Origin of the sequence: Paenibacillus sp. FSL K6-1217 (assembly GCF_045040735.1) — a bacterium.
GTDB lineage: Bacteria > Bacillota > Bacilli > Paenibacillales > Paenibacillaceae > Paenibacillus_AQ.
In genome coordinates, this window is the sequence record NZ_CP150271.1 from 1585138 (window position 1) to 1603065 (window position 17928).

Genomic DNA, 17928 nt, shown 5'->3' on the forward strand with positions numbered 1-17928 from the left:
CTGTCTATATAACAGGAGGTGAACGACAATGATCGATGCACAGCAACAAATCAATGCCGCACAAAACGGAGATCACGATGCCTTCGTTTCTCTTATAAAGGATCGAACGGATAAGCTGCACCGAGTGGCTCGCCATTATGTACGGGAGTCCAAAGATGCGGAGGATATCGTTCAGGATGCCCTGGTTAAGGCTTATGAGTCACTGCATATGCTGCAGCAAGCCGAAGCGTTTGAGAGCTGGCTTACCAGAATTGTGGTGAACCGGGCGCTCAATCATTTGAAGAAATCCAAGCGTGTTCACCTGAGCGAAGACCCGCAGACGCAAGAGCCATTGGTCGTTAATGATATCGATCAAACCCTGGATCTGGAGCGTGCATTGGCCAGTCTGAATCCGAAGCTGCGTCAGCTCCTGTTCTTAAAATATAAGAAGGACCTGACCCAGCAGCAAATCGCCCATCTCCTGGACATGCCATTAGGTACTGTAAAAACACAATTACGGAAGGGGCTGGAGCATTTGCGCAACGAAATGGCTCAAGATTTTCCCGAACGAGACCTGGATACATTACGCCTGCAGTTAAGACAACAGGCAGAGCACCAGTTTGCCGTTTCACCGGATTATGATTTGATCGTCAATGACTATCAAGAGAACACCATGAGGGGAACAGGGAAGGGAGAAGCGGGATTCTTATGGGTTAAAACGGGGAGTGATGACGCCGTTTCTGCTACACTCTCCAGGGACGGCAACTTGCTAGACTATGCCATTTCCTGGGCCTCATTGGACAACGGGACACGGCTATCTGAGGAGGAGCTCAAACAGCAGGCAGAGCAATTCCTGGAAGATCATTATCCCGGCGCACTGCGTGATTTTCCGTATTGTGAGATGGAGTGGATGGAAGGGATGTTTGGGTACACACGACAGCAGAAGGCGATGGGGCTGCCGCTTCCTGAGACGGGATGCCTCATTATGGTTCACCCCAGCGGTCGCGTGGTCGGATTTAGGTACTACGGAACCGTTCCAGGGCCAGCACTCCCAACCATGATCACACCAGAAGAGGAACAGATGGCGTGGATGAAGGAGAATTTTTTGCTACATGTGGAATATTGCGTATTGGACAAAGCCGTGTACACGGATGGTGACGATCAGGTCCATCTTGTTTACGCCCCTCGAAGTAGAGGACTACTCTATACTGCATCATCACAGGAGGAAGTTCCGACAGCCTATAGGGCAGAAGCTGTCCCTTCTGACCCAAGAACTCTGGACGAGTGGCCAGGTGAGTTCCCGCCCGCACGAAGCCTAGAAGAGTGGATTGGCGTAGACAAGGAACAATTTCAGTTAGTACAAGACGACAATATTGGCTCGAACACCAAGTTGATGGTGTGGAAGCAACAGAATGAAGAGCGTCCAGCCAAGAATGACCGGTCTTGGAAGGCCTATTGGGCTGATCAGATGGAGGGAGCGGTTAAGGCGCGAGTAGACAGCCAAACCGGACAACTGATTGACTTTGTTTCGCATGTTAAGCCAGATCAACTAGCTCCATTAACCTGGGATCGAGACGCATGTATAGAAGTAGCTATGGACTATGTCCGAGGACTAGCAGCCGAAATGTTGCCGTATCTCAAGCTTCTAACTGAAGAGACCGACGACGAAGATCGTTTGGAAATCATTCGCTTTGGTGTATATGTTCAAGACGTATCTGTCAGGGATGAATGCTATCAACTAGCTGTTGACCGCTCTAATGGGAGGGTCAAAAGTTTGATGTCCCCCTCCATAAGGCCAGAACAGTTAAAGAAGCTGGAGACCGTGCCTTCATTTGATTCCCAGACAGCCATCCTCCGATGGACGGCACAGGCCAAGCTGCGTCTGCAATGGGAACGGATGCACAATGCTAGGGCGGAAGAGGCCCCGTACGAACTAGTGTATCGAATGATTGGTAGCGAGTACGAGCGGACGCCCGAAGTGCTTGATGCGCATACGGGGAAGTTATACGAAAATACTTTTTACTGACGAACGGAAGCAGTTTGTTTCGTGAATAGCGACAGGTGCTACTGTTGAAGTACACTTTTTCGTAGTCTTCCTGTTGACAAGGGGCTGTCCAAAAAGTCATTTAAATAAAAGGGCTGGGCGAGAAAACGAAAGTTTTCCGTCCAGCCTTTACGCTGTTGATAATGGATTTTTAATTTTTTATATTTTAAGATCTGGAGAATTGATTCATAACATACAATTCGATAATAATTATGCAAGCTATCATCATCCCTCATTAACCACTGAATTAAGCTGCCATCAATCACCTTGTCTTTATCTCAGGACAAGAACTTGATCCTATTGCCGATTTGATGAATATCTAATCAAACTTGGGTTCAGCAATTATTGATGAAGTTGGCATCTATATAAGAAACTATAAACATTCGATAACAACACTGTTGATTGATATTTGAATAAATTGTGAAATTCTGCATAGGGTGAAATAACAACAAATTTACGGAGGAGGAAATTATGAAAGCGCTATTATTTCCGCTGCGATGAAGTAAGCTGTTGAAGCCTTGGTGTTTACGATATGGGTAAGCCGTGGGTGCACGGATCGAGAAAAAGGAGGATTTTCAATGATGTCAAAACGATTTGGCAGAGTGCTCGCGTTCCTCTGTTGCTTGCTAATGGTGGCGTCACTAATGCCTGCCAGCTTTGCCGCCGCCACTGACAACAACGAGTATACAGAAGCACTTAATGGCGACAGCAGTTCTACAGCTCTTACAAGCTTGCAGACAAATGAAACGCCGACCGCCATTTTTGGAACTCCCGAACTCGGGTCAGACGACCCGCTGTGGGCCCTGACAATGGAGCATCTTATCAACAAAAGCACTGTGCCCGGCGACCCCAGGCCCCATTCCACAGGCACAGCCAGGATTCTTTGGGACCAAGACTACCTGTATGCCCGCATAGTCGTGGAGGACAGCAATCTATATCAAGGACCCGGCAATGATTATCAGTACGACGGCCTGGAGTTTTATGCCGGCGCTGGAACCCAAGGTGCGAATCAATGGCGCATCAGCGCAACGGGCGTGTTTTCAGGGCAAAACGCTCAGGGCAGAGCTGCGTGGACTGAGATCACGGACACAGGATATATCGTGGAGATGAGAATACCTAAAAGAACCTTGAACTTGCAGGCAGGCCCGTTTACCTTTGAAGTTTATATCAATAACTCGTCGGAAAAGGGCGGTGACCGCTATGAAGTCGTTTCCTGTTTCGGAACTCCGGATGCGGCTTACAACAATGCTGCTTCTTATACAAACAGCCTGAATCTCATTGCCGCTAGTGGAGCGGACGAGAGATTCTCAATCACCGCCACGGCGGAATCGGGCGGCCGAATAACGCCGAACGCACCCGGCAATGTTCTGAGAATAGCTAGCGGCTCAGACAAAACCTTTACGGTTACCCCCGATTACGGCAAAATTGTAGATACCGTAAAGGTTGACGGAGAGGACGCAGCTCTATCCGATGATGGCACTTATACCTTTTCAAATGTTGTCGCTAACCATACCCTTCAAGTGACTTTCAAAAATGATTCAGCCGCGGAGTTGCTCCCCTTTATCGTATGGAATGACAACTTCGCCCGTGGCGAGTACACGACGGCTGTCATCATTGACTTAGGCGAAGGGAAGTCGGCGGAAGGCTCCAAGCTTAATCCGGACTTGTTTACCGTCTCGGCCAGGAACACGACCCTGAACGGCGACTCGGTAACCTTTGAAGGGACGCGCAAGATCACTAGGGTATACGCCAATGACGAACCGAAGGTACGCGGCTATCTGGGGACGGTAAGCCGTTCACCGGATTATCAGGAGGGACTGGAACGCGGTCGTTACATCGTAGTTGAGTTTGAGTTTTATTCAGAGAGCGGCGGCAATATAACACTGGATGGCAACATGAACTCAACAAAACAGGTTTACAGCGTCGTCCAAAACGGCGAGATCCCACTGACAGAAGGGGATCCGCTTAACTACGCGGTTTTTGAACAGGACAAAGTTGTGAATCCGATCCTTGATCAATTTACAGCACCTACGGGCAATTCGGTCAATCGCGCGCTCTACCTTCACAAGGATGGAAACGGTGAAGTGTCGCGGGGCTTGCCGCTGTATGTCTATACCCACGGCAGGGGACGCGGCGGCACAAGCGCTGCGACTGACCCAAAAGCGGCGATGAAATCCGCGAACGGCTCGGTCGCTCTGATGAAGAAAATGGAAAAAGATCCCGAGAAATACGCCAGCCATATCCTGAATATTTCCTATAATGGCACGAGTACTCCCTCCACAGCCAATGTTAAGAAGGTTATAGATGACCTGGTTGCCAGCGGTGCAGTAGACCCTAACCGTATTTACGCGGCGGGCTTCTCATGGGGCGGTCAGTATACGAACAGCTTAATTAACGCTTATCCCGGCTTCTTCGCGTCCGCCGCACCTATGTCTCCGGTAAGCGGCTCACCGAACGCGAACGCCAACTACGTTCACACCAACCTGGCCTATTGGATGTTTATCAATGAGTATAACGTTGGAGTATACCAGACTAACCTCGCTAACTTCATAAACACCAATATGCCAAAAATGATCAACGCGAAAGCTTCGCGCTTTGAGAGCAATGAGGCTCTTGTATGGCCTTACAATCAATTTGATCAGCCGAATCAGAAACCGAATCCGAACCATTCACCTGCCCTGAGTGATTCGGTGGCGCATGAAGTTGAAGCGGCTGTTCTTTACAATGACATAACGATGGGGACTTGGAGCATAGCGCCAACAGCACAGTCCTCTAACTTGCCGGCTTGGAACAATGATTACACTGACGTCTTTGATTGGATGTTCGCGCAGACCACAGCAAACCATCGGCCTGTTGCCGGATACGGTTCACCTGTATTGGGCACTAACGACAAACTGTGGGAACAAGCTGCGGAGTTTGACATCAACAACAGTAGCGCACCCGACCAGAAAATAGGCCCCAAGGCCACCGGCAAAGCCAAAGTATTTTGGGACGAAGACTTCCTGTATGCACGCGTTGTGGTTACAGATCCGAATGTGTGCACCGGTCACACGCCTGGCACTGAGTACATGACCGACAGCGTGGAATTTTATGTCGGTGACGGAAGAAATGGCTCAAACCAGTGGCGTATTGGCGCAAGCGGTATTTTCTCAGGTCAAGCCGCGGAGGGCCGCGACGGTTCAGTTACACGAACGGATACCGGGTATATCGCGGAAGTGAAGATACCTAGAAGAACCATTGAATTCACAAGCAATTCCCCGATTACGTTTGATGTGTATATCAATAACTCAACTGGTGCAGGCAATGACCGTTATGAGGTTGTATCCGCTTTAGGTAAGCCCGACGCGGGTTATGGCAGTTCTGACAGCTTCAAAAATAGCTTGCTGCTGCTTGGGAGCCCCACGGTAACCAGACACCCCGTTAACGCCACGGCAGGATTAAACGGCACCATCTCGCCATCCGGCTTGATTCGGGTAGCTGACGGCGGAAGCCAATCCTTTACATTCACACCGATCGGCGGTTATGTCGTGGATACTGTAACTGTAAATGGAGAGTCTGTAGAGATTGCAAACAATACCTATACCTTGAATAACGTGAACACCGATGACAAGGTAATCCATGTTACATTCAAACCCGATCCTGCCGCAACGTTACTTAACTTTATCGTATACAATGATAACTTTGCCACCGGAGAATTTACCACAGCCGTCATCATTGATCTGGGTGCGGGAAATGAAGCTGTGGGTGCCGGCCTTAGTTCAAACCTGTTTACAGTATCGGCGAGGAATACTTTGCTGGGCGGTAGCCTGGCATATCAAGGCACACGCACCGTCAATAGAGTATACGTCAATGACCAACCTAGACCCAGAGGGTATAAGGGTGTGAACCAGAACTCCCCTGATTATCAAGCTGGACTTACTAAAGGCCGCTACATCGTTGTAGAATTGGAATTTTGGACATTAACCGGCGGACAGTCCACTTTGGAAGCATCCAAATCCACCGTCCAGAATTACAACATTGTATCTAGTGGCGATATCAAGCTTGATGGCAAGGCTGCCATTGTTAAGTCGGCTTTCGCACAGTCAGGTACCGTCAATGAAATCATCGACAAATTTGAAGTGGGTCCCAAAATTGACAAAGCGGAAGCGATGCAGTATGGACTTTATATTTATAAGGACGGCAACGGCGTTCCGGTAAAAGGGCTTCCCCTTTACATCTACGCTCACGGTTCTACCCGCGGCGGTACACAGGACGGGGATACCTTTGCGCCCATCAGGTCCGCCAACGGAGCCACCGCGCTTATGAAAAAAATGGAGAAGAACGCTAAATACGCTAGTCATATCATCGCTCTGCGGGCGCAAAACAACGTTCAGGCAACACCCGCTACCTTAAAGGCTTATATCGATGATCTGGTAAGTAAGGGACTTGTTGACCCCAACCGTATTTACATGGCTGGCTTCTCTATGGGATCCGCTTATACGAATACTTTCTTGACGACATATCCCGATTTGCTCGCAGCCGCGGCGCCTATGTCTTATCCACCATCAATCAACGCGAAACAAGCCGAAGCTCTTAAAAGCTTTGCATACTGGTCATTCGTTAACACTACTGATTCTTCAACAATAAAAACAGGGGCGGAAGCTTATATAGCGAATATAATGCCCCTATTGGAAAACGCTAGGCACACGTTCATCGACAGAAATGAAATATTCGTTTGGCCTTATGACCAATGGACCAAGGCGGAAGCGCCTGTTAATGGAACCAATTGGATTCCTTCCGGCCATGAGATGGAAGCTTCAGTTCTGTGGAACAATATTTCAGGGTACACAGATACTTTGTCCAATGTAGGTTCCAACAAGGAGTGGAGCCTTAAGCCTACAGCGCAGTCCTCTAAGTTGCCGACTTGGAACAACGACTACACTGACGTCTTTGATTGGATGTTCGCGCAGAGAAAAACGAGCGTACCCGGTGCTTCTGGTGGCAATACCGGCAATACCAGCAGTTCGGGCAATACGGGCAATACCAGCACCGGGACAGTCACTGGATCGTTGAAGCCGACCTACACAGTGAACACACCGAAGGATAAGCCCGCGGTCACGGACAAGAACGGCAATACCATCCTGCCCGGCGGCGGCGAGATTACGACCAAGGGCGGGACGAAGATTAAGGTACCCGAAGGCACGACTATAGACTCAAAAGGTAAGGTGACCATTCCGGCGGGCAAGAGCGCCGAAGTGACACTACACGGCGGCGCGAGTGCCGGCTTAGACAAAAGCATGCCGCTGAACATCCATGAGGGTACGGAATTTGTATTCGATGACGACACCCCGCTGGGCTTCCTCGTGGTGTCTGGCAATCCTTTCACGGATGTCAACATGGACGACTGGTTCTACAGCTACGTAAACTCCGCCTACACATACGGTCTTTTCAACGGCACGACGTCCACAACGTTCTCACCGGGCACCTCAATGACGCGTGCGATGTACGTGCAGGTACTGGCCAATCTTGAGAACGTAAACCGCTCCAGCTACACGAATTCCCGTTTTAGCGACGTGACGGATGGGCAGTGGTACACGGCGGCAGTCGAGTGGGCGGCCCAAAGCGGCATCGTCAACGGTATAAACGCAGACCTGTTTGAACCCAATTCACCGATTACACGCGAGCAGATGCTGGTGATGCTGTACAATTACATGAAGTACAAGGGCTATGAGATACCTGAAAGTCAATCGAAGTCCTTCGCGGACGAGAGTCAGATCAGCTCATGGGCGTTGAAGGCCGTTCAGGCACAGCAGGGCATCGGAATTGTATCAGGCAAGCCAGGCAACTTCTTTGCCCCCCAAGCCAATGCCACCCGCGCTGAAGTAGCTACTATCTTTATAAAGTTCATCGAATATCTCGCTAAGTAAAAGCGTAAACAGAAACATGCGGACCCTTTCGGCTGAGCAAGATCCAGCCGGAAGGGTCTCTTTTTAGCAATCCTGATTACAAGGGAAGGAAAACGTCGTTATGTGGCGAAAATACTCAAAGAAGTAAAAAAATCTCATGGGAAAGGAGACCCCATGTTCATTGTTAATAAAGAACATTATGACCAGCATGAACTGGAACGTCGAATAAACGCGATATACGCATTATTGGGTTCCTCGGTTTGGAAGGAACGGCGGACCGCTGTATGCATGAAGGAGCCGGCGAATATTCTGGCCGCCACGGAGCTGATGATCAGGAATGAGGGTTCGGTGCTTCTGATCAACGGCGATACTCCGATTGAAAGCGCTCTCCGTCAAGCCGAAGACGCAGGCTGTACGGGTCTGCTGACCGACGCGGGAGGCAGCGCCGTCTTTCACCCTCTACACTCAAGCCTGGATCGGATTCATGGGGAGCCGTCCTTGCTTCAATTCAGCTCCGGCACGACCGGCGCTCCCAAGCTAGTGCAGCGGTCTTGGTCTCATGTGCAAATGGAAATCGAGGCCTACAATAAGCTGCTGCCCTGCAGCGGGGAGGATACACCGATCATTCTGGTGCCCGTGTCCCATTCCTTCGGATTCATCACAGGCACGCTTTCCGCACTTAAGCGCGGTGTAGAGCCGGTTATCGTGACGGACAAGAACCCCAAATTCGCCCTGCATCTCATGCAGCAGCATGATCGCCATGTGGTGTATGCGGTGCCCTTCCTCTTTCAAATTCTGCTCAGTCTGATGAGAGAGAAGGTGCTTCTTAGAAAGCTGGTATCCTCTGGTTCCCCGATGTCTGCAGAACTGCTGAACAGGCTTGGGGGTGCAGGGGTGGAGGTGATCCAGCAATACGGGTGCTCTGAGGCGGGCTGCATCTCGCTTGGCGACCGGCCCTCCGATTCCACGGATGCCGGGATTTTGCTGGAACATATGGCCATTGAAAGGCCCGGAACCCGGGAGCAGCCAGATGAAATCATCATTGCCACAGGCGGACGCCGGATTCATACCGGAGATTTGGGATATTGGTCGGGCGGCAGGCTTCATGTTCAGTGCCGGATGGATGATCTGATTAATGTGTCAGGACTGAAGGTAGCTCCCTCCGAGGTGGAGGATGTCATCCGAAGGCTGGACGGCGTTCAGGAAGCTGTCGTGCACAAGGCTCCGCATCCCGTTTGGGGGGAGGCTGTCAAAGCACGAATTGTCCGGAAGGGCGATGCGCTGTCTCAGGAGGAGGTGAAGAGGTGGTGCGCGCGGTTTCTGCCTGCTTATAAAGTTCCGGGCTTTATTGCTTTTACGGAGGACATTCCGAAGACGGGTACAGGGAAGGTTATGCGAAAACAATTGGTAGAAGAGGAGTATGGTATTCATGGATAAGGAACAAACGGTATCTCAACTGAGGCAGCTCATGTCCGAACAATTGGAGCTCTCTCTCCCGGACGTCATTAAAGAGGAAGATCGGCTGTACGAAGACTTAAACGTAGATTCGATCATGGTACTCCAATTGGTGGTATACATCGAGGAAGTGTTCAACGTAACTGTGCCTGAGGAGGAGATGGATCCTGCCGTCTTCCAAACGGTCGGTTCTTTAGTCGATTTCATCCACGCCCTTAAGGGGGCGCACATCGCCCAAGTGGAAACCAAATCTTAAGATCATAGAAAAGGATGGATATGATGAATAACTTGAATGAACAGGATATCGTACAATTCGTGATCGATCGGGTGGCCGATTTGACCTCCAGACCGGAGCTGGCGGAGGAATTGAATGGAGACGCACCGCTGGAGGATGCAGGCGTGGATTCGGTGCTGCTGGTCAACCTGATGATACAGATTGAACAGCAGTACGACATTTTTTACGAGGACGACGAGCTTCTGCAGGAGAACTTCGCCACCGCGCGTTTGATCGCACAACGCATATTGGCCAAACGGGCCGTTCAAACCGGGGTTTGACGTGAAACAAGCCCATTGCTTTCTGAACGGACTCGGTTATGGCTTGGAGCAAGCCGGATGGGATGAACGCCCGCTCTATATCGGTGCTTGGGACGCGCCATTCAGCGTTACGGAGGACGGCAAGCTGACCTATTTCTCAGCGGACGTCACTTCGGCCGAATATTTGCGGCTGTTCACCCGCCTGTACGGGGAAGGGGCCATCGAGTGGTATGATTACGGGGCCGAAAAGCTCGTCAACCTGAAGAAGTTTCTGGAGGTCCTGCGGCGTCATCCGGAGCTTCCTGTTTTGGTACAGCTCGACCTGTTTCATATTCCCTATCAAAAAAGAACGTTTCAAACCATGCATCAGCCCCATTTTGTCATCGTACACGGAATGCGGGGCGGTCAATTCATGGTATACGACCGCTATTTTGAATGGGAAGGGTTAGTGTCGACGAGCCATGTACACGATGCTTTCCTGAGCAATGAGCTGGGCGGGGGACTGCTGCTTCATCCCGAATGGCTCCATGCGCCGGACGCTCACGAGGTGGCGAGAATCTTCGAGGATACGATAGAGGCCGATCCGGGTGAACGATCGCTAACCGGCATGGTGAGGCGGAGGATTATGCAGACGGTGGAGTCGCCGGGTATGTATCCGCCCGGGGCCTTGAAGGATGCTGTATCCCAGCTCGGCATCCTCGCCAAACGCAAATACAGCTACGGGCTGCTGTATCAATATTTTTCGGAAGCGCTTAATCAAGGTACGGAGCTGTATCAGGAGCAGCTGGAAGGATTCATAAGAATGTGGAGTACGCTCGCATACCTGGCGATCCGTACGTCCATGCCGGGACGAACCGGGGAAATCGGACTGCTGGTGGATAAGGTGGAGCAGCTGCACAGGACGGAGCAACAGCTGAAGGAGGAATTGATCGATGTCTATCATCGCTGGAAACCCCGATTTGCATACGGAGTGCAGACCTAGGGTGGGCTGCTTCGACGGCCATTCCCCCCGGTTGAACGAACGGGTGATTGATGACCAATGGACAGGGTATCTGGCTGAATATACGGAGCTCATCCGCATTCCGCCGGTACGCTTTGCCAGAATCTTCGGGGGTTCGCTTCGCCAGTTCTCCAAGCAGCCGATGTCTTCGCTCCCGCAAGCATCAGAGCGGCTGGCCCGATTGTGCGAGGAATACGGAATCGATACGCTTTATGTGAACGCTCCTTATTTCATGCCTTTCCTGATGCTGGTTCGGAGCTTCGCCAAGCTTCCGCTTCGCTTCATGGTTATCGCCCATTCCGTCGCATCCGCCCGTTGGCTGACAACCTGGCTGTCCTGTGCGCCTTGGATTACAGAACAGGATGTGCTGCTTGCCAGTACGGAATCTTGCAGACAGGCGCTGGTTAATCTCTCACCCCGGTATGCGCATGCCCATAAGATCCCGTTATGCATCGACACCTTGCTGGCTGCGGAGCCGGTTCGGCCGCTTGCCGGTAAACGTCTGTTATCCATCGGCCGGCTGGAAGAGGTAAAGAACATTCATGTGCTCTTAGAGGCTATGGCGGAAATAAAGCAGCGTGTCCCGGACACTGTATTGACGATTGCCGGAGAATATACGGGGTCTTTGCAGGAAGCGGACCGGTATCAAGAACGGCTTGAAGCCCTCGTAGCGGAATATAGACTGGAGCAAGCCGTGGAGTTTACAGGTCCCGTCCACGGGAGTGAGAAAGACCGCCTGTTCCGGGAAGCCAGGCTTCTGGTCAACCTCTCCACCGATCCGGGCGAGACGTTTGGCTTCAACCTCCTGGAAGCGAAGGCCCACGGTCTTCCTGTGGTCTGCACCAGCTGGGACGGCTTCCGGGAGCTGCTTGTTGACGGCGAGGACGGTTCCTTCGTCCAGGTAGATTGGTCCGGTGAACATCCGAAGATCGATCTGGACGGGCTGGTTCGCAGCTGCACCGGGGTTCTGCTGGATGAGAAGCTTCACGACAATCTCTCGCAAGGCGCGCGGCGTGGCGCTCTAATGTACGACTATCGAACCATCATGCCGCAGATCAGGAGGCTCCTGAATGCTCCCCTTGAACAGATAGCGGGTGAGACGGAGGAGAGCGCCCTGCTGGAAGCTTCTATGAGCACGCTGAACGAAATCTATCATTGCAGCTTATTGGAAGCGACAGGCTGTTTGAGTGAATCGCCGCTGTCGGTTCTGGATTGGCAGCCGCCCGGTGACACGGAGGAATGGATGCGCAGGGTGAAGCCGCTTATTCAACATTTTGCCGGGAGGAACCATCATGCACACGTTTAAACTGTTCCGACGTCTTGCTCCCTACGTGAAGATCAAATGGAATTTAACCTTGATCGCTTATGTTAGCACGTTCCTGCAATTGGGACTCGTCATGCTTCAGCCCTTAATCTTCGCCTATCTGATCGACCACGTGCTGATTGGCGGAAACCGTAAGCTGATTGTCCCGCTGCTTAGCCTGTCCTTGGGAATAGGTGTTCTCTCCATCGTGTTCCTGTTTATCCGGGTAGGTCTGTTCCGCTATCTGGGCATCTGTAATATGCTCGATATCCGGAACGAGCTGTTGAAGCATGTCCGGCAGATCCCCATTCCGGAAATTCAGAAGGAAGGACCCGGGAAATTCTCGGCCTTGCTCGGGATGGATACAGCTACGATGGGAAATTTCCTCAACCACATCCTGGTCGAGATCACCTCACAGCTGTTTATGATGCTGATATCCCTCGGAATCCTGTACTATATGGACTGGCGGCTTGGCATCGTTGCGACGCTTAGCATCCCCTTCCTCTTATGGGTGCCAGGGCTGTTCCGCAACCCTGTGGCGCGTTATTCATCCGCCGTTCGAACCCATAATGAAGAGATTGGAACGTATCTCTATGAAGCAATCGAAAGTTCGCAAGAAATCCGGGCTTTAGGACTAGAGGGATGGGAACGGAAGCGGAATGAAACGATGTACAAGGGGCTGGTGAAGGCCAGCACCCGAGAAACACTGTATGCCGTTATGTCGTTTCAAATCAGCGGTTTCGTGATTAGCCTGATCCTGGCTGCCATCTATTGGATCGGCAGCGATCAGGTGCTCCACCAAATGATGACCGTTGGCATGATGGTTGCTTCCGTAACCTATCTGCAGAACGCTCTGAATCCGGTACAGCAGATTAACAACTTTTTCAGAGAGCTTCAAGGCGCGGAAGTTGCCATGGGCAGAATCGAGCAATTTATCCAGACCCCGATCGATCCCTATTCGGAAAACGAGAGGAAGCAGGCTTCGCCTGCTAGGGAGCCTCAGCTTGAAGCAACGTCGTCCGATATCGAAGTGTGCAGTCTGCGCGTCGGGTACGGTGGAACGGAAATCTTGAAGGATCTATCCCTGTCGCTGTCTCCGGGCAAGGTTTATGCTTTCGTCGGGCGAAGCGGGTCTGGGAAATCCACCCTTTTCCGGACGCTTATTGGGATGATGCCCGTGCTCGAAGGTGAAATTCGAATCGGCGGACAGAATCTGGAGGAGATGACCCGCAGCGCGATCAGCCGCAAGGTTGGCATTGTGTTCCAGGAGCCTTACTTGTTCCGGGGTACCCTTATGGAAAATATTGCTGTCGGGAACTTGGACACGACGGAGGAGATGGTCATGCAAGCAGCCCTGAATGCGCGGCTCGGATCTCTGCTGGATCAGCTGCCGGAAGGACTCAACACGAAGATTGACCATAAAGGCTTCCAGCTATCCGGCGGACAGCGGCAGAGGCTGGCTATTGCGCGAGCCCTCTTGCACAATCCCGATATTCTTATCCTGGACGAACCTACCTCCGCCTTGGACCAGCTTACGGAGATTGAACTCATGGATTCCATACGCCAAGTCATGGCGGGCAAGACGGTCCTGGTAGCCACCCATCGCCTGCAAACCATTATGAACGCGGACCGTATTCTGGTGATGGAGAACGGTTGTCTGGTGGCGGAAGGCGATCACGAAGAGCTCATGAAACAATCGGCTGAATATTATGCTATGGCATCGACCTTCGAGCGCGATACATCTGTGGCCGGACAGGCATCTCATAAAGAGGGGGTTCTTGCATGAAGGGCAAAGGCACCCTCAAAGAATTGTTTCAACGTGCACGAAGGCATGACCGGGGAATCACTTACGCGGCACGAAGCGGCGAGTCCGATTGGACAAGCTATGCGGAACTCGGAAGCCGCATGGACCTTCTCGCTGAACGGCTGAAGCAGGAGCAGCTGCGTCCGAATTTTATCGGGGCCGTCTGGATGGCTCCGACGCCGGAGTGTCTGGCTGTCATCGGGGCCGTCATTTTGGCGGGAGGCATTCCGCTCCCCATCCACAGCTACATGCCAGGACAGGACATGCTTCGCCTCATCCGAAAATTTGAACCCGAAGCTGTGTTCGTCTCTGAAGAGAAGCTTCCAATCCTTGCGGAATGGAACATGCAAGGGGAAGAGTTGCCATTCTGCCTGTATGCAGGTATGGCAAGCGGACCGGTTGCAGGAATCGCCGCCGCTCCGCGGCCGGTACGCCGGTACACGCCGCCAGAGGACACGCGGATGATATTCCTCTCCTCCGGTTCGACGGGAGAGCCGAAGGGTATCATGCTGAGCGACCGCAACATGCTGTCCAATGTGGACGCGATCCTGGACTACACGACTCTGTGCGACGGGGACATCGTTCTGCTCTCGAAGTCACTGGGGTATTGCTCGACCATTGTTGGGGAATGGTTCGCCGCCATGGCCTCTGGAGCCAATCTTGTTCTAAGCGGGGGCTTCGTGCATCCCTTCGAGATGATCCAGTGCGTCCGTACGAACAAGGTGACCTTCTTATGCACTGTGCCGTCTGCGGTCCTGCCTCTAGTCCATTCCGCCAAATGGACGGCGGAGGATCTGCTCACGCTCCGGCAGATGCTCATTGTCGGCGGCCCGATGCCTGCCGTCATGCTGCTTCGTTTGGCTGACCGTCTGCCTCACGTGCGGCTGACGCCCTCCTATGGACTGACCGAAGCCTCTCCGCGCGTCTCATATTTGCCCTACGCTCAGTTGAGGACGAAACCGCAATCCGCCGGGATACCCATTAACGGTGTAGAGCTGGCCATCGTTCAGGACGGAAGGGAGGCGGTAACAGGGGAGAGTGGAGAGGTGGTCGTCCGGGGGCCGAATGTGATGATCGGCTATTATGACGATCCGGACCGCACCCGCGAGATCCTAGGCCCCCTCGGCCTGCATACCCGGGATACCGGATATCTGGACGAGGATGGATATTTGCACTTGACCGGGCGAACCGACAACGCTCTTCTTGTCGGGGGACAAACGGTATACCCGGAAGCGATTGAAAGCGTCCTATTAAGCTTGCCTGGGGTGGCGGACGCTGCGGTGTCGGCCGTAGAAGATCTTCAATGGGGACATCGTCTGATTGCCGTGGTCGTATCCGAGGCTTCCACAGAACCTGTCAAGAGCCCGGAGCTTCATGCCTGGTGCGTAAAGCGGCTATCCCCGGCCTTGCGTCCCAGGGAATTCCGCTTCGTTACGGCTCTGCCCAGAACAGCCAACGGAAAGCTGGACCGCAAAGCCCTGAAATCTATGGTGAAGGAGGAAGATCATGTCCATAGAGCATGAAGATCTATTCTTTAAGGTGAGAGAAACGATAGCCGCTGTGGCCAAGAGGCTAACCAGCGAGGTCGAGCTGGACCATGCTTTGGTAGACGATCTGGGAATCGACTCCATTCAAATCCTGGAGCTTCTGTCGGCTCTGGAGGATACATTCGGCTTTGAGCTGGATGTGGACGATATTCGCCCGGAATCGTTCCGAAGCGTCCAGGCCGTATTGCATTTTGTAGAACGCAAGGTGGATTCATGAAAGTGTTCACCCCGGGCCATTTGCAAGAGCTGGCCGGCGAATTGCGCCGGACGTACCCATTTTATAACCCTTATGCGGACGTTGATTTCCATCAGCTGCCGATGACAGACAAACACTTGATCGCAGGCAACCGCGCCCTTTTCGAACATCCCGATGCAAGGCGAGTGACCGAATCGTTCACCTCGGGAACTACCGGAGTGCCGTTCCGCTGCGTGAAAACCCCGGAGGAAATATGGAAACTCTCGCTGACCCTGTATAAGCATAGAAAAAAGTGGGGGCTGCCGGCCAGGCACCGGATGATGCTGCTGAGCAACCGTCTGCTGGCGGAGCCCAGGTCCCTTAGACATTATGCAGAACGGATGATCAGGGAATATCCTCATTTTATCCAGGGGAGAGCTTCCGCTCTCTGCGCGTTGGCCGAATATATGCGTGACGAGGGATATTCGTTGCCGTCTTCCCTCCTGTTTACCCAGAACTGGGGCGAAACGCTGCATGGCTCCCAGAAAGAACGGATTGAAGAGGTGTTCCGCGTTCCATGCGTAGACTATTACGGTTTGGAAGAGTTCTGGTGTATCGCGTTCGCAGGTCCGAGCGGCCAACTGGAAATCGATGAGTCCGCCGTATATGTGGAAATTATCGATCCGGCCTCCGGACTCCATGTAGAGGAGGGGGAATTCGGCGAAGTGCTGGTCACCTCGCTGATCATGAGGAGTCTGCCTTATGTCCGTTACCGGACAGGGGATATCGGAAGTATTCGCAGGGACCCTGAAACCGGCCGTCTCCTTCTTGGGCTGCTTCCCGTTCGAACATCCCAGATTCGGCTGCCTGGAGTGCAGGTGCATTCCGCCGTCTTCCGGTATTTGGACAAGTTTTTTTGGGAGCTTGCTGCAGCCAGAGGAGTCCGCCAATTTCAGATCGTGCAGAATACGTACACCTCTTTTTCCGTCCGGCTGGCGACTGAAGCCCCGCCAAGCGAGTTCGAGGACGTGCAGACCAAGCTATCCGCTTTTCTTCACCAAGCGGCGGGCAAGCCGGTGAAATTGTCTATAGAAACCGTCTCAAGGCTCGAAGCCGATCCTGTCAGCGGCAAAATACCGTCCTTTGTTTGCCGAATTTCCTCAAATGAAGAAGGAGAATGAAGAGATGACGTCTCATACGGATACGACGGATGCCAAGCCGGAAATGATGAAGCTGGCGGCGATGGAATGTGCAGCTTCCTGCATCATGACCCACTTATACCGGTCCGGGGCCAACCCTGATCTGTTTCTGCTGGATTACTGGAATGTCAATTATGTATCGCGCATTATTACGGCGAGCCAGCATGTGCGCTTGAACAAAAGCTTGCCCTTCCTGTACGGCATCCATCTGGTTTACAAGGGAACTGGACCTGAGGCGCTAAAGCAGTCTGTTCAGTCAGGGAACCGTGCGGTAGTAAAATGCCGCCCAGCCGATCTGGATTTTTTCCCTCCCAATATGCTGAGCATGGCGGAGAGCGGATTCGAGCATTATATCCTCGCAGATAGCTTCGATGAAGCGCGTAACGCCTTCAGAGTATTCGATCCCATTGTCGGTTTCAACGGATTCCTGACCGGAGAAGAGCTTATGCGGGCATCGGCGGAGCCGGAAGAGGAGGACATCATTTTCTACGAGCTTCAGCCGGATCAAGCAGGGAAGGGGTTCGAGCCTCCCGGCAAGCGTGATATCTTCGCCTATGCAGCCAAGCGAAACTACGACATGTATGTCCGTTCTCAATACAGTTCGGGTACCGCCGCATTGGACAGCTTTGCCCGTGATTTGCAGGAATCTCTAGCTTTAAGCCCGGAACAAACCTCGAACTGGCTGAGCCAGAACTCGGTCGCCATTGCTTCCATAACCAAGCTCCGGTCTTCCATATGGAATAGCTTTGCCCGGCTGGGCGTGATGGACAAGGGGCAGGCGCTGGAAGGGACGAACCGGATCAGCGGGATCGTGAAGTTATGGACGGCACTGAATTTCCTGCTTGTGAAATACCGCAAGCACATCGGGGACGAAGCACTGCTGCGCTCGGCTCTTGCCAGGCTGCGGGAAATTCGGGATGCGGAGCTTCAATTCCTGGCCTGGATGAATGGAATAGGCGGTGATCTGACTGCGGTATAATCTATGCACGATTTCTTTTCGGCA

12 protein-coding genes are annotated in these 17928 nt (G+C 52.5%); all 12 read left to right on the top strand.

Translation table 11 applies throughout. The features are described 5' to 3' along the window. Positions 1–28: 28 nt before the first annotated feature. The 12 genes from MHH28_RS06800 to MHH28_RS06855 all read left to right on the top strand — a co-directional run bounded on the left by MHH28_RS06800 (position 29) and on the right by MHH28_RS06855 (position 17904). Positions 29–2005 (top strand): sigma-70 family RNA polymerase sigma factor, encoded by a 1977-nt coding sequence (locus MHH28_RS06800; protein ID WP_405113291.1) that lies wholly within the window; start codon positions 29–31, stop codon positions 2003–2005. 596 nt (positions 2006–2601) lie between these two features. Continuing rightward, on the top strand, positions 2602–7929 hold the full coding sequence (locus MHH28_RS06805; RefSeq protein ID WP_405113293.1) for a sugar-binding protein: 5328 nt from the start codon (positions 2602–2604) through the stop codon (positions 7927–7929). A gap of 267 nt (positions 7930–8196) precedes the next feature. Beyond that, positions 8197–9345, top strand: coding sequence for an AMP-binding protein (locus tag MHH28_RS06810; protein WP_405113295.1), 1149 nt, complete (start codon positions 8197–8199; stop codon positions 9343–9345). Then, the gene (locus tag MHH28_RS06815) at positions 9338–9619 is read left to right on the top strand and encodes a phosphopantetheine-binding protein (protein ID WP_405113297.1); all 282 of its coding nucleotides are present in this window, start codon (positions 9338–9340) and stop codon (positions 9617–9619) included. The genes MHH28_RS06810 and MHH28_RS06815 overlap by 8 nt, the downstream gene beginning before the upstream one ends. A 20-nt stretch (positions 9620–9639) precedes the next feature. Continuing rightward, positions 9640–9918, top strand: a complete 279-nt coding sequence (locus MHH28_RS06820) for an acyl carrier protein (protein WP_405113299.1) — start codon at positions 9640–9642, stop codon at positions 9916–9918. Position 9919: 1 nt separating this feature from the next. Continuing rightward, complete coding sequence (locus MHH28_RS06825; RefSeq protein ID WP_405113301.1) at positions 9920–10879, top strand: DUF6005 family protein; 960 nt, start codon at positions 9920–9922, stop codon at positions 10877–10879. Continuing rightward, complete coding sequence (locus tag MHH28_RS06830; RefSeq protein WP_405113303.1) at positions 10830–12203, top strand: glycosyltransferase family 4 protein; 1374 nt, start codon at positions 10830–10832, stop codon at positions 12201–12203. The genes MHH28_RS06825 and MHH28_RS06830 overlap by 50 nt, the downstream gene beginning before the upstream one ends. Continuing rightward, positions 12190–13986 carry an ABC transporter ATP-binding protein gene (locus MHH28_RS06835; RefSeq protein WP_405113305.1) on the top strand — a complete coding sequence of 599 codons (1797 nt, stop codon included), beginning with the start codon at positions 12190–12192 and terminating at the stop codon, positions 13984–13986. Before MHH28_RS06830 ends, MHH28_RS06835 begins: the two co-directional genes overlap by 14 nt. Then, positions 13983–15527: a class I adenylate-forming enzyme family protein gene (locus MHH28_RS06840; protein ID WP_405113307.1), complete on the top strand. Its 1545-nt coding sequence runs from the start codon at positions 13983–13985 to the stop codon at positions 15525–15527. The genes MHH28_RS06835 and MHH28_RS06840 overlap by 4 nt, the downstream gene beginning before the upstream one ends. Then, positions 15511–15768 carry an acyl carrier protein gene (locus MHH28_RS06845; RefSeq protein WP_405113308.1) on the top strand — a complete coding sequence of 86 codons (258 nt, stop codon included), beginning with the start codon at positions 15511–15513 and terminating at the stop codon, positions 15766–15768. The genes MHH28_RS06840 and MHH28_RS06845 overlap by 17 nt, the downstream gene beginning before the upstream one ends. Next, on the top strand, positions 15765–16907 hold the full coding sequence (locus MHH28_RS06850; RefSeq protein ID WP_405113309.1) for a hypothetical protein: 1143 nt from the start codon (positions 15765–15767) through the stop codon (positions 16905–16907). Before MHH28_RS06845 ends, MHH28_RS06850 begins: the two co-directional genes overlap by 4 nt. 4 nt (positions 16908–16911) lie before the next feature. After that, the gene (locus tag MHH28_RS06855; protein WP_405113311.1) at positions 16912–17904 is read left to right on the top strand and encodes a hypothetical protein; all 993 of its coding nucleotides are present in this window, start codon (positions 16912–16914) and stop codon (positions 17902–17904) included. Positions 17905–17928: the final 24 nt, after the last annotated feature.